General features: G+C 45.5%; 11 protein-coding genes. 6 read left to right on the top strand and 5 right to left on the bottom strand.

The genetic code is table 11. The annotated features are described in order from the left end of the window. Positions 1 to 3: 3 nt before the first annotated feature. On the bottom strand, positions 4 to 1,038 hold the full coding sequence (locus SEDOR53_RS0105715; protein ID WP_026768856.1) for a 2-oxoacid:ferredoxin oxidoreductase subunit beta: 1,035 nt from the start codon (positions 1,036 to 1,038) through the stop codon (positions 4 to 6). Positions 1,039 to 1,124: 86 nt separating this feature from the next. On the opposite strand from SEDOR53_RS0105715, the gene SEDOR53_RS0105710 reads away from it, so the two are divergent. Further along, entirely contained in the window at positions 1,125 to 3,278 is a 2,154-nt protein-coding gene (locus tag SEDOR53_RS0105710) for a S9 family peptidase (RefSeq protein ID WP_026768855.1), read from the top strand. A 9-nt stretch (positions 3,279 to 3,287) separates the two neighbouring features. On the opposite strand, the gene SEDOR53_RS0105705 is transcribed toward SEDOR53_RS0105710, so the two are convergent. From SEDOR53_RS0105705 to SEDOR53_RS0105695, 3 genes are all read right to left on the bottom strand, one after another. Beyond that, positions 3,288 to 4,457, bottom strand: a complete 1,170-nt coding sequence (locus tag SEDOR53_RS0105705) for an N-acetylmuramoyl-L-alanine amidase (protein WP_026768854.1) — start codon at positions 4,455 to 4,457, stop codon at positions 3,288 to 3,290. A 145-nt stretch (positions 4,458 to 4,602) separates the two neighbouring features. Continuing rightward, entirely contained in the window at positions 4,603 to 6,390 is a 1,788-nt protein-coding gene (locus SEDOR53_RS0105700) for an acyl-CoA dehydrogenase family protein (RefSeq protein ID WP_026768853.1), read from the bottom strand. A 32-nt stretch (positions 6,391 to 6,422) separates the two neighbouring features. Continuing rightward, the gene (locus tag SEDOR53_RS0105695) at positions 6,423 to 6,869 is read right to left on the bottom strand and encodes a MarR family winged helix-turn-helix transcriptional regulator (protein ID WP_026768852.1); all 447 of its coding nucleotides are present in this window, start codon (positions 6,867 to 6,869) and stop codon (positions 6,423 to 6,425) included. A 72-nt stretch (positions 6,870 to 6,941) separates the two neighbouring features. Between SEDOR53_RS0105695 and SEDOR53_RS0105690 the strand changes: the two genes are divergently transcribed. Further along, a complete protein-coding gene (locus tag SEDOR53_RS0105690) occupies positions 6,942 to 8,093 on the top strand; it encodes a glycosyltransferase (protein ID WP_026768851.1) in 1,152 nt (383 codons plus the stop codon). Positions 8,094 to 8,326: 233 nt separating this feature from the next. Beyond that, positions 8,327 to 9,397 carry an ABC transporter permease gene (locus SEDOR53_RS0105680; RefSeq protein ID WP_037360648.1) on the top strand — a complete coding sequence of 357 codons (1,071 nt, stop codon included), beginning with the start codon at positions 8,327 to 8,329 and terminating at the stop codon, positions 9,395 to 9,397. Here the strand turns inward: SEDOR53_RS0105680 and SEDOR53_RS0105675 are convergent. Next, positions 9,394 to 9,867 (bottom strand): Lrp/AsnC ligand binding domain-containing protein, encoded by a 474-nt coding sequence (locus SEDOR53_RS0105675; RefSeq protein ID WP_026768849.1) that lies wholly within the window; start codon positions 9,865 to 9,867, stop codon positions 9,394 to 9,396. The two genes, SEDOR53_RS0105680 and SEDOR53_RS0105675, sit on opposite strands and share 4 nt — an antisense overlap. An 897-nt stretch (positions 9,868 to 10,764) precedes the next feature. On the opposite strand from SEDOR53_RS0105675, the gene SEDOR53_RS0105670 reads away from it, so the two are divergent. Genes SEDOR53_RS0105670 through SEDOR53_RS0105660 form a run of 3 tightly spaced genes read left to right on the top strand, consistent with a single transcriptional unit; the run spans position 10,765 to position 14,027 of the window. Then, positions 10,765 to 12,063: an ATP/GTP-binding protein gene (locus SEDOR53_RS0105670; protein ID WP_026768848.1), complete on the top strand. Its 1,299-nt coding sequence runs from the start codon at positions 10,765 to 10,767 to the stop codon at positions 12,061 to 12,063. Beyond that, positions 12,048 to 12,749: an RloB family protein gene (locus SEDOR53_RS0105665; RefSeq protein ID WP_026768847.1), complete on the top strand. Its 702-nt coding sequence runs from the start codon at positions 12,048 to 12,050 to the stop codon at positions 12,747 to 12,749. Before SEDOR53_RS0105670 ends, SEDOR53_RS0105665 begins: the two co-directional genes overlap by 16 nt. 9 nt (positions 12,750 to 12,758) lie before the next feature. Further along, complete coding sequence (locus SEDOR53_RS0105660; protein WP_026768846.1) at positions 12,759 to 14,027, top strand: GTPase-associated system all-helical protein GASH; 1,269 nt, start codon at positions 12,759 to 12,761, stop codon at positions 14,025 to 14,027.

Genomic DNA, 14,027 nt, shown 5'->3' with positions numbered 1-14,027 from the left:
GCATTATACAATTTCCCAAACCTCTTTGCCGCGCAACAATTTATCCAGATCGCCTTTTCCTTTGGTAGCGATGGTCTCTTCTATCTGCATGCTCATCACATCTTCATAGCAGGCACGGTCTGTTTCAAAGAACACACCGAAAGGCCGGGGATAATGGCCGCCTTCTTTATTGGGGTCATCGAACAAACGAACCAGTAACTGTGCTTTGAAGAAATCACGCTCATCGTGTATCCACAGGTCATCAGCGCTGACACCGTTGCCTAATTCCACCACCACAGGTTTTAAACCATCCAGTTTGATACCCTTGTTTTGGGTAGCACCAAATACCAGTGGTTTTCCCTGTTCGAGGAACAACGCCTCATCGGCTTTTGATGATTTTTCAGTGAATACTTCAAAAGCGCCATCATTGAAGATGTTACAGTTCTGGTATATTTCCAGGAAAGAAGCGCCTTTGTGCTGATGCGAACGTGTGAGCATGTATTGCAGGTGCTTGGGATCACGGTCCATACTGCGGCCCACAAAGCTGGCATCGGCTCCCATAGCCAGTGCAGCCGGATTGAACGGATGATCGATGCTTCCGAAAGGCGTACTCTTGGTAATCTTTTGTTGCTCGGAAGTAGGTGAATACTGCCCCTTGGTTAACCCATAGATCTGGTTATTGAACATCAGTACATTCACATCGAAATTCCTGCGCAGCAAGTGAATGGTATGGTTGCCACCGATGCTGAGACTATCCCCATCACCGGTTACGATCCAAACACTCAATTCGGGCCTGGTGGCTTTTAACCCACTGGCGATGGCTGTTGCACGTCCGTGGATGGAGTGCATGCCAAAAGTATTCATGTAATAAGGGAAACGGCTGCTGCAGCCAATTCCACTGATGATAACAATATTTTCTTTGGGTACGCCTATCCCAGGCATTATTTTCTGTACCTGTGCGAGTATAGAATAATCACCACAACCCGGACACCACCTTACTTCCTGGTCTGTTGCAAAATCTTTCGCGGTGAGCGGAGCGCTCGTTGCTGCTGCTGACATCTTAAACCAATTTGAGTCCGCTAAGTTACAAAACCATCAGGCTTGTACTGTCATTTCTTTGTATTTTAACGGCATCAAACTAACATATGAAAAAAATCATACTTCTATTGAGCTGCTGTTACTGCAGCCTGCTCTATGCGCAAAAAGGCCAGGAGCCCGTGAAGGTAACCGATATGCTCAAGATCAGGCAGGTAGGTGCTATTACGTTGAATCCGGATGGTTCCAAAGCCGTTTTCAGCGTTACTGCCATTGAGCCCGATGGCGATGCCAAATGGGAATACAAGTATGTGAACCAGTTATACCTGGTACCCGTTGACGGCTCAGCGGCCCCGCGCCTGCTCAGTTCCAAAGAGAACGCTACCCAGCCTACCTGGAGTCCGGATGGAAAACAACTGGCTTTCACCAGGGCGGTCGAGGGCAAGCCCCAGGTATTTTTACTCTCTTTCGATGGCGGCGAACCCCAACAATTGACACATTCGAAATATGGGGCCGCCTCTCCCAAATGGAGTCCCGATGGACATCAGATCCTGTTCTCTTCAAGCATCTCCCTGCGGGAATTACTGAAAGATTCCCTGCTCAATCCAGGTAAAGCCATCCCCCAATGGCCTTATGAAAAGCCGGGGTTTGCCGGCAATGAACAACTCAAAACCTCCAATGCCAGACCCGATCCCGATGGCAACCTCGAGGAGATCAGGGCTTATCTCGATCTCAACACCGTTGATAAAAAGGCCAAAGTATTCAACAAGCTCAACTTCCAGGAAGAGTCTACCACTTCACCTGAAATGTATTTCACCCATTTCTTTTTGATTGGCCTGCAGCCGGACGCGCAACCCGTAGCCGTAACGCATGGGTTTCACCGTTTCAACAATGCCGAATTCACGCCCGATGGCAAACAGCTTATCATCAGCGGCAATGTAGATTCTGTGCGGCATCCCGACCGTGTGCTGGAAAGTGAAATTTACCTGATTGACCTGAACAGTCACCAACTCCGCAAAATACTGGGTGAGGCCGGAAAGAATTATAACAGTCCAACTGTTTCTCCCTCCGGCAAGTGGCTGGCCTTCCAATACGGTAACACTTCTTTCGTGGATGTGCCCACGCTGGCCGTTATGCCGCTGCATGGAACCGCCAATGACATCATCAACATCCCCTTCGATCGCAGCAAGGGCGCACTCGGCTGGAGTAAGGATGAAAAATATTTGTACTTCATTGCCCAAAGCAATGGAGGTGCACCTCTCTACAGAGTTGACATGCAAACACGCAAAGTAGAAGCGTTGTTCGACTTCAACGTGGGCCTCAACAGCTATGCGTTGAAACCGAACGCCATTGTATTTGCCAAAACAGAAGTGGCCGATCCATCCGAATTGTATGTAGCAGATAGCAATGGTAAAAATGAAAAAAGGCTCAGCAACTTCAATACTGCCTGGATCAAAGACAAGCACCTGAGCTTCCCTGAGAAAAAAACTTTTGTGAACAGCAAGGGCATGACGGTTGAATATTGGATGATGAAACCATACAACTATGAAGCCGGTAAAAAATATCCAACCATTTTAAATATTCACGGCGGACCTTCTGCAATGTGGGGCCCTGGCGAAGCTTCTATGTGGCATGAGTTCCAGTATTATTGCGCCAAAGGATATGCAGTGGTGTATTGCAATCCCCGTGGATCAGGTGGTTATGGCGCCGCATTCCTGCGGGATAATATCAACGATTGGGGTACAGGTCCTACTTCCGATGTGCTCACTTCATTGGACAAAGCAGTGGAGGAAGGCTTCATCGACACAGCGCGTATGGCAGTGACCGGCGGCTCTTATGCCGGCTATCTTGTTGCCTGGATCGTTTCGCACGACCAGCGATTCAAAGCAGCCTGTTCACAACGCGGCGTATATGAGTTGGGTACTTTCTTCGGCGAAGGCAATGCATGGCGATTGGTACCGAATTATTTCGGCGGCTATCCCTGGGAAGAAAAAGCGAAAGCAGTGATTGAACACGAGTCGCCCATCAACTATGTGAAGAACATCCATACACCTTATCTCATCTTCCATGGCGAAAACGATTTACGCACGGGTGTCATACAAAGTGAAATGTTGTACAAGAGCCTGAAAGTATTAGGCCGCACCGTTGAATACGTAAGGCATCCCGGTGGCACTCATGAACTTACCCGCAGTGGCAACAACCGCCAGCGCATCGATCAGATGTTACGCACGATGGAATTTTTCGAAAGATTCATAAAGCATTAATTAGGCAATTTATTTCAGTGATAGCAACCACTGCGTAATTCCTAAGTATACTTTTTTAGCTACATCGTCGCGGAACTTGGCGTTCAGCACACGCTTTTCATCGGATGCATTGCTCAGGAATGCTATTTCAACAAGACTGTTGGGAAAATCGGTAGGGCCATTCAATGCAAAATTGAAATTGCCTACGTTACCGAATTCATCCAGTCCCAGTGTAAGCATATTGCGTAAAATAGCCGTTGTAAGCGGACGAAAACCGATATGCTTATAATACGTGCTAACGCCTTTCACTTCTTCGTTATTACTGGAATTGAGGTGAAAGCTGATGAGCAGATCGGGGTTCTCCTGTTGTAAGAACAATACCCTGTCTTTGTTATCGAAAGTGGTATCGGTTCTGCGCGTCATGATGATTTTATGAACGCCCCGGAGCTTCAGGTATTTTTCGAATGCTTTGGCAAAAAGCAGGGTGTATGTTTTTTCTTCAGCGCCTGTTCTAACGCCCGATGCGCCTGTATTGGTTCCTCCATGTCCTGCATCGATGGCTATTTTCAGCTTGCGTATGTCGAGCACTGCCGGCTGTCTTTTGATCCTCACCGTGAGTACGTTCCGTTTGTAACCAATATTGTAACCCCAATGTTGTTTGTGTTGCAGCTCAATAGTTACACGCACCACATCATCTTCTACCTGGTTGTAATACACATTCTTCACTTCTTTCAGCGAGCGAAGTTGGGTGATCCAGTTGGTATTGCTTTGCACACCATATATGTCCACCATGATCCTGGCCGGATCAATTTCCATCCAGCTCTTGTAAGGCAATTTCCCGTCTACATGAATGCTTACATAATCGAACAGCGAATCGCCTTTGGCCATGAAAGAATTGGTGAGGTAATAAGGTTTCACCTGCACAATGGTATCGAAGCGAACATAAGGTTTCTCAATATAGGCAGTGTGGGCCTTTGACAACTGTACTTTATAAAGGTCTTTAGTAGAGTCTATCACGCGCAGTACAACATTTGAATCGATATAGCCCAGTTTGGCGCCGCCCAGCCTGTCTTCACCCAGGCCATATACCAGCGCAGGCAATTTGCCGGTAGCAAGTCCGGCCACATAAGAAGTATTAGTCTGCGCCTTGAGACTGCAAATACTCATCACCAGGCAGACAAAAAGAAAAAATCGTTTCATCTGTTGAAGGTAGGAAAGATGGGGTGATAAAAATTAATGGCCTCACTACCATTTGGTGATGAGGCCACTGTTTGAGCAAGCAACCGTAAAACAAAACAAATATTAACAAAATTTATGAAACCCAAGAATTTTTTTGGTCCTTTTCTCAGATATGATAGCCGTTATCAGCCACCAGCCTGTCGGATATCCTCCTGCGGGCATCTTTGGTATTGAATGGCTCCAGTTTGGTAAAGCGTTTGAGGCCAATATGCATCATCCGCAGTTCATCGCCATCGGCAAAGCCGTTCAACGCATCTTTACCGGCCTTGTTGATGCGGTCAGCCGCATCGTAGAGGTAAGTGCGTACAATATCGGCCTGCAGGGCAACTGCTTCCGTTCCCTTGCTGTCGGCCAGTTTTGTCAGGCGCAGCAGGGCGCTTTCGGCATTGAAGGTCTCAATGGCCATATCGGCGATATTCATAAGTATTTCCTGTTCTTTATCGAGTTGCATCATCAGCTTCTGCACAGCGGCTCCCGCCACCATCAGGATGGCTTTCTTGAAATTGACGATGTATTTGCGCTCTTTGGCAAATGCGCCTTCTTCTTCGGCTCCGAAATCAGGGATGCTCATCAGTTCTTTCTGTACGGCCAGGGCAGGACCCATCAGGTCGAGCTTGCCTTTCATGGCACGCTTCAATACCATATCTACCGTAAGCAGTCGATTGATCTCGTTGGTGCCTTCATAAATGCGGTTGATACGGCTGTCGCGATAGGCTTTAGAAATCACGTATTCATCACTGAAACCATTACCTCCGTGTATCTGCACGCCTTCGTCCACCACATAATCCAGCATCTCGCTGCCATATACTTTCAGCATGGCGCACTCGATGGCATATTCTTCGGCTGCACCCAGCAACGCTTCGGCAAAAGTTTTACCACTGGCTTCCAGCTCCCGTTCTTTGTCATCGATCCATTTGGAGGTGCGGTATAAAGCGCTTTCACAAACCCACATGCGGATAGCCATTTCTGCCATCTTGTGGCGGATGGCTCCGAACTTCGCAATAGGCAATTTGAACTGTTCCCTTGTTTTGGCATATTGAATGGAAATATCCGCGGCACGCTTCGCGCCGCCCAATGCGGCTGCACAGAGTTTCAGGCGGCCGATATTGAGGATGTTGAATGCAATGATATGACCGCGGCCAATTTCACCCAGCAGGTTCTCCACAGGCACTTTACAATCCTGGAAATACAACTGCACAGTAGAAGAACCTTTGATGCCCATTTTGTGTTCTTCGGGTCCTTGTGTGAATCCCTCAAATCCCCTCTCTACAATGAAGGCCGTAAACTTATCGCCATCGATCTTGGCAAACACAGTGTACACATCGGCAAAACCGCCATTCGTGATCCAGCATTTTTGTCCGTTCAGCAAATAATATTTTCCGTCTTCGCTTAACCTGGCGGTGGTCTTGGCACCCAGTGCATCACTGCCACTATTGGGTTCTGTTAAACCATAAGAGCCCTTCCATTCACCGCTGCCCAGTTTGGGGATGTATTTTTGTTTCTGCGCTTCTGTACCAAAATACAATATGGGTAATGAACCAATTCCCGTATGTGCTGCGAGTGCAACCGAAAAAGAATGGCCGCCGCCCAATCCTTCGTTCACAATGGTAGAAGTAATGAAATCTTTACCTAAACCACCATACTGCTCGGGTAAGGAAGTGGACAACAATCCCTGCTCACCAGCTTTTTCCAGCAGCGAAGGCATCAGGCCCGGTTCCATTTTATCGATCTTATCCAGCACCGGTATCACATCGGCATCCAGGAACTGGTGACACATATCCATCACCATATTTTGCTCTTCATTAAAATCTTCCGTAATGAAAGTATCGAACGGATTGCTTTCTTTGATCAGCCATTCGCCGCCATGTAATGCGGTTGTTTGTTTGGTTTCCATGAAATGAAATTTATGCGTTAAAGAAGATCATGCTAATTGCCCGTAAGGTTATCGTATACCCTTTGTAAAACAGTTTTCACCGTTTCAATCTCTTCCTTGTTCACGCCCACCAATGCCTCGCTCATCGTTTGGTTGGCCAGTTCAATCGTACGATCCTGCAATTCTTTGGCTGTCTCTGTTAAGCAAACCAGGTTAATACGACGGTCTTCTTTGGAAGGCATACGCTTTACCAGTTTCTGTTTTTCAAGGTTATCGATGAGACGCGTAATACTGGGTTTGTCGCGAAATGTTCTGTTGCACAACTCCTGCTGGCTCAGGCAGTCTTCCTTCCACAAATGATACAATATACTCCACTGCTCGATGGTGATATCGAGCCCCGCCTGCCTGAAGTTCTTCTGCATACGGCGTGCCACAGCGGTAGACGCCATATTGTTGATGACGCTGTATAACTCCCCTCTTTTAAATTGGTTGTTTGACATATAGTTAGTTATGCAACTAATTCAAAGTACGGCTGTTTTTGTGATATCTCCAAGAATAAGTTTCTTTGTTCGATGTACACCGCCATAATCATTGTTACAACGCTGTTATTGGCTGTCTACGCTGTCCTTATTCTCCAATACCGCAGCTGGTTTTTACGGCTGCGGCCGTTTGAACCGGCCCCGGCACCCGGCACACCCACACGTTTTTCCATCATCATACCGGCGCGGAACGAAGAAGGGCAGATTGGTAACTGTCTGGCTTCCATATTCGGACAATCATATCCAGGTACCCATTTTGAGGTCATTATAGTGAACGACTATTCTACAGACCGTACAGAAGCTGTTATAAAAGCATGGCAGGAGCAACATGCCAACCTGTACCTCATCAATATGGCCGACCATGTGGAGCCCAATGCTTTGAACTCTTATAAAAAAAAGGCCCTGGAGCTGGCTATCGCAACGAGTAGCGGGGAATGGGTGGTGACCACCGATGCCGACTGCCAGGCAAAACCCGGCTGGCTCTCCCTCTTAGATGCATATATCAGGCAATACCAACCGGTATTTGTGGCGGCGCCTGTGATGTTCACAACAAAAGGCAGTTTCCTCGATACGTTTCAGTTGCTGGATTTTATCAGTCTGCAGGGCATTACTGCGGCGGCAGTATCGGCCGGTTTTCATACCATGTGCAATGGCGCCAACCTGGCTTATCGGAAGGATGTATTTTATGCGGTGGATGGTTTTAAAGGGATCGATGGCCTGGCCAGTGGAGACGATATGTTCCTCATGCACAAGATCAAGCAGTTATACCCGGACCGGATGGGATACCTTTTTGCACAAGGGGCCATCATGGCCACGGCGCCTATGGCCGACTGGCGGAGTTTCATCAACCAACGCATACGTTGGGCCAGCAAAGCAGATGCTTACCAGGACCGGGGCATATTTCGTACCCTGGCGCTGGTATACGCCCTGAATGCCTGCCTGTTCCTGTGGCTTGTCGGTAGCTTATTCTTTACGGGGGGGGGATGGGTGCCCTGGCTGATCTTCATCGCAATCAAGACACTCGTAGAATTGAGCTTTATGATACCGGTAAGCAAATTTTATGGTCATTTGCCTGCCATGTACTGGTTCCTTCCCATGCAGCCCTTCCATATTACTTATACCGTTGTGGCCGGATGGTTAGGCAAATTCGGCTCTTACCAATGGAAAGGGAGGAAAGTGCAATGATTATTTCAGTTCATGCACTTTTTTCGATTCGGGCCACCAGGCATACACGATCATGGAAACCAAGGCCAGTAGTGATAGAATAAACGCAAAAATACTTTTCATAGTGCTTAGGATTTATCAGATGATAGACAAAATATAACTGCAAATGTTTAACCAGCTTTATTCTTTTTCGGCGAAACAAATCCCTGCATCGGTCATTCTTCCTTAATTTTCCTTTTTCTACGTTAATCCTTATGCCCGGACCGTTTATTAAAAAGTTGTTAAAGAATAAAGGCGCCCGCTTTGGTATGATCCTTATTGCTGGCAGTTTGTTGCTTGCACTGTTCGCTTTTTTTATTGCGCCCGACCATTCACCCAATGCCAATCGCATGATACCTGAGATCGGCAGTAAAAAGCCGGGATTCACCATAGATCTTTTAAAAATCCGGCGCGACAAAGAATGGGTGCGCACCGGTTTTTGGCAACGACTGATCAATGGTGCGGAAGATGAATGGCAATATGTTCCTGTAACTGCTGTTGCAGTGAAAGGAGATAGTATGGTGTATGAACAATTTGTAGACGACGGCATCACCGAACGCAAATCGATTGCATTGTCGCGCGTTGATGCTACATCACCGGTTATACGCGTGCATTATCTGTTGGGTACCGATAAGTTCGGCAGGGACTTGCTCAGCCGGCTCATCATCGGCGTACGGGTGAGCCTGGGCGTGGGATTGATCGCAGTGCTCATCTCACTCACCGTTGGTATCCTGCTGGGCGCGCTGGCAGGCTATTTCAGGGGATGGGCAGATGAATTGATCATGTGGCTCATCAATGTAACCTGGAGTATACCTACACTCTTGCTGGTGTTTGCGATTACACTGATGTTGGGGAAAGGGTTCTGGCAGGTATTTGTAGCAGTGGGACTCACCATGTGGGTAAACGTAGCGCGACTGGTACGCGGACAGGTACTGGCTGTTCGCGAATTGGAATATATACAAGCTGCGAAAGCATTGGGCTACTCAGATGCAAGGATCATTTTCAGGCATGTATTACCCAATATACTTGGTCCGGTTATGGTGATCGCCGCCAGCAATTTTGCTTCGGCCATTGTAATAGAAGCGGGATTGAGTTTCCTGGGCGTGGGTGTGCAACCACCACAACCCAGTTGGGGATTGATGATCAAAGAGAATTACAATTTCATCATCACGCATAACCCTATGCTGGCGCTGGCGCCGGGTATTGCCATCATGTTGCTCGTGCTGGCATTTAATTTATTGGGCAATGGTTTAAGGGATGCCTTGAGTGTGCGGAACAAAAATTAATTTTCCTGTATCACTATTACATTCCTGCAAAAACTCTCTTCCAGCGAAATAAAAGTTTCTGTTCTTTCAATACCCTTGATCTTCTGCAATTCATCGTGCAACACAAAACGCAGCTGCTGGATATCTTTACAAACGATCTCTGCAAACATGCTGTAGTTACCCGTGGTGTAGTTGAGCCGCACGATCTGCGGTATTTTTTTCAGCTCTTTGGCAACGGTATCGTATAAAGAACTTTTTTCGAGGTAAATACCAATGAATGCGATCACATCGTATCCGAGGGCTTTGAGGTCAACCGATAATCTTTTACCTTTAACTATATTTAGTTCTTCCAGTTTCTTGATCCGCACATGGATGGTACCACCCGACACGAACAGCTTCTTTCCCAGGTCGGCATAGGAAATCTCAGCATCCTCCATCATTTCCTGGATGATCTGGAAATCGAGTTTGTCAAGATTCAATTTTGAAGACATTTTCCTTTATTTTTTTGATAAAATCAATTATAATATGCAAATTATTGAACATTTTCGATAAATACAAAATATTCATTGAAATATTTGCAACAAATCAGGTATTTTATCTAACATTGTGCTGTCAAACAATGACAACCATCTTTAAACGGTGGGCAAACGAGTTCTTATCAATACTGTGGGGTGATGAAATCTTTGGCAGACATGCCCTCTTGTCTCGGGGGTGAGGATCACAGGACAAACGTAGTGTAGAGCCGCGCGGGTAGCAATACCCGGGCGACCAGGGTCGACCACTGAACTTTGCGCTATTGCTAACTGCCTCGTGGAGGTTCGAGCCCTCCCCCTACAGCACAACACCGTAAAATGGCCTTGATAATCAATTGATTACAAGGCCATTTTTCTTTTGGGGCAAACATTGAGGCAAAGATTTGGAGATTATTTAGTCTCATTCGGCCATCTTGGTAACTAGAAGATCCATCAAAAATGGGTCTTGTCTAGTCCTAAAATATCTTTGCCGCTGTATCCCAAGCCCACCAGTTTTTCTTCTTCGGTCAGGTCCTAAAGTGGGGACTTTAATGCGCAATACAAACCTCGTTTAGAGGAAGCAATGTTGCAGACAACTACCTGTATTTCGCAGAGTGTGTCGGATCAGTTGGTGGAGACGACGGTTACCAGAATGGACAGTTTTTTTGGTTAGTAGGGTATGGAATTGAAGAGCGGTGAGGAAGCGAGATGTTAGCCTAATAAATTTAGTAAAAATTTGATTATCAGGTGTTTGAGAGACTCCTCTCCTTAAAACCCCTCTAATATATTCATATTTTTATGTAAAAAATGAGAAAATTTCTCACTTTTTACATAATTGTTTTTATCTTTACAATGAGTTTATAAAAGAGGGTGATTATGTTATTAGAATTTACAGTTGGAAATTTTTTATCATTTAAAGACAAGAAAACGCTAAGTCTTGCTGCCACTGCGATCAAGGATTACGCTGATACCAACGTCATTCAAACAGAACGCTGTGACTTTTTGAAAGGTGCTGTTATTTATGGCGCTAACTCTAGCGGTAAGACTAATCTTATCCGGGCTATCTCAACCATGCACAGGTTAGTCGTTCAGTCCTTTGAACAGTCTTCCGCAGCAGAGTTGAAAACCATTCCGTTTTTATTGAATACAGAAACAGAGGATCAGCCTTCGTTTTTTGAAATGATCTTCCTGCTGGATAAGGTTCGGTATCGATACGGGTTTGAGGTCGATAATCTATCCGTAAAATCCGAATGGTTGTTTTTTTCAAAGAAGCAGGCGGAGAAGCCTCTGTTCATTCGTGAAAATGATGGTATTGAGGTGATGCGCGGATTCGCGGAAGGAAAAGATCTGGAGGAAAAGACAAGGAATAATGCGCTCTTCCTTACAGTTGTCGATCAGTTCAACGGCAAGACTGCTAAGGGGATTATGAATTGGTTTAAAAATATAGTAACCATTTCCGGGTTAAGTCATGAGAGATATACAGGTGTTACTTTTTCGCTGCTGGAAAACGATGAGACCAACCCCTCTCTGCAATCTTTTTTTAACAACGCTGATCTGGGTTTTGATTCAGTCAAATTGTATAAAAAAGAATTTGATGCATCGCGGTTGCCAAAGGATATGCCTGAGTCTGTGATGCAGGAGTTTAGCAGAAAGCTACAGGGCAAAACAATGGTAGATGCTATGACACTGCATAAAAAATACGACAGCAAAAACAAGGAGGTGGGTGCGGTTGAGTTCTCGATGGATTCGCAGGAGTCTGCTGGAACAAATAAGATTTTCAATATGTCGGGGCCAGTATTCGATGTGCTGCATGATGGCGGTGTATTGGTGGTTGATGAACTGGATGCAAGCCTGCACCCTCTTTTGACACTGGCTATTACGAGGTTGTTTAATTCGCAAGAGCATAACCCAAAAAATGCACAATTGATTTTTGCAACGCATGATACAAACTTGCTTTCTAACGGTAACTACCGTAGAGACCAGATTTATTTTGTAGAGAAGGATGAGTATGGCGCCTCTGATCTGTATTCGCTCATCGAATACAAGGAAGAAGGTGCGGACAAGGCCGTGCGTAAGGATAGGTCTTTTGAAAAAGATTATATCCAGGGCCGTTATGGCGCTATTCCTTTTATCGGTGATCTTTCAAATATCCTTAAAGGATGGCCCGGAAAATAAAAATCCCAAACGAGCGGTTAAAGCGTTATGCGAGAGAAGAGCAGAAACGAAGCCAAGAGATCCGGGCTAAGCGTAGTTATTACCTGATTGTATGCGAGGGAGAGAAGACGGAGCCTAATTACTTTGAGGCGCTCAAACACGATCTACCCAAAGGGGTTCTTACTGCATACAGGATCGATATAGAAGGTACGGGCCGAAACACGCAGTCGCTTGTTGACGAGGCGCTGCGGTTGAAAGAAAAATACGAATCAGAGTCAACGCGAGAAGTAGATAAACTTTGGGTGGTGTTTGATAAAGACAGTTTTGAGGCAGATGATTTTAACTCCGCTATTCAGCGATGTACAAATTCTCAGCCGGTCATTTATTGCGCGTGGAGTAATGAAGCGTTTGAGCTCTGGTATCTGTTACATTTTCATTACTATCAAAATGCGATGAGCCGAGAACAGCATCAGAGGTTGATAGAGCAGAACTTGAAAGCATTTTTAGATGATACTTACGTGTATGAAAAAAATAGTGAAGACATGTACATCTTACTAAAGGAGCACGGCGATGTGCTTTTGGCTATAAAAAGGGGTAAACAGTTGATGAGTAACTACAATGGTAGGCAAGACTTTGCAGAGCATAACTCCTGCACGACGGTCCATCTGTTGGTAGAGGAATTATTAAACTTAAAACAAAACATCTAAAGCTAAAATATGGAAAATACATTGTTGCAATCCTTATTGCAGGCCGACCTGCTTAATATCGGTGATAGCGATGAGCGCTTGGAGCACATCGAAAGGTCAATTGCAGATTTGGGAAAAAAACTTGCTGATGAACAAGATCTTTTGCCTGCATACACGCTTGTTGGCCTTGATCCTAATGTTAGTGGTGAAGACCCTGTGCTAATTAAGGTTGAAAAAATTGTTACCGCGCATTGGAAAGCGCTGCGGTCTAAATTTTCAGATCGACCGGTTTCAATTTTGCGTGCGGTTATACTTCACGCGCTTCATGACGCTGGGAAAACAGACCCGGTCGTAGCGGCGATTATTTATCTCACAGCGAGCAACTTCTATCCATACGCCAAATTGGGAAGAGAAAAGCAGATCGTGGAAGAGATCGTTACAGAGCTTGGAGAAGCAGCCGAAAAGAATGCTTCGAGTGAATGGTCTTTGGAAGAGAAATCTCCAGCGTTAAAGCTCGGTGCTTTGAAAGTAACAGGTTTAAAAGTAGAAGCTGTCAATGTTGATCAGGATGCTTTAAAAGCAAAATTAAAAACAGCAGCAGCCAGATCACCACAGGGTCACGATCCCTATAACCATCCCAATGAATGGGCCACACATTTTTCCAATACTGCTGCACTCGGAATTACGGACGCGATCGTAAATGCGTTCGGGCAGCTTGATAAGACATTGTCGGCATCAGGAATAGAAACTTCAATCAATAAATTTTTGACGGAGTTTAAGAAAAATCTTGACGGAGTTTTGCAAGAATCATTTCAGTCGATCACGGCCGTTGAGCGAAGGAGCAAGTTGTTATGGTGGAAGGAAACATTATACTCGTCGATTTTAAAAAATAGTTATCGCACTGTAAGCGATGTTATGCAGCCTATAGTTATGGCAGCTGATCTTTATCAGTTGTTGCCAAAGCTCGTGCCGGTGAGTGTTGATTTTTTATTGCGTGACACTTTGCTAATGATCAATTCATCGGCAGATAAAAAAATCCCTTATTCGGATTTGCTTACATCTCTTATTACAAAAGATAACGAGGCGTTGCTTCAGGGATGCCTGGATGACACTGACCATGCTGACGGAAGAATTCCAATAACGGATTTTATTTCACTAGCGGCTTACGGCAAAGAGAAGGCTACTTCTTTAAAAAAATACACAGGGATTGATCCATCCGAAACAGTATCGCTTTGTGATATAGCAGTTGCTATACTGCATAATAAGATGGCGAATTATTTAATACCAAACGAAGACTAA

It is taken from the genome of Asinibacterium sp. OR53 (genome assembly GCF_000515315.1).
Classification (GTDB): Bacteria; Bacteroidota; Bacteroidia; order Chitinophagales; family Chitinophagaceae; genus Sediminibacterium.
This window is presented reverse-complemented; position numbering and strand designations above follow the sequence as displayed.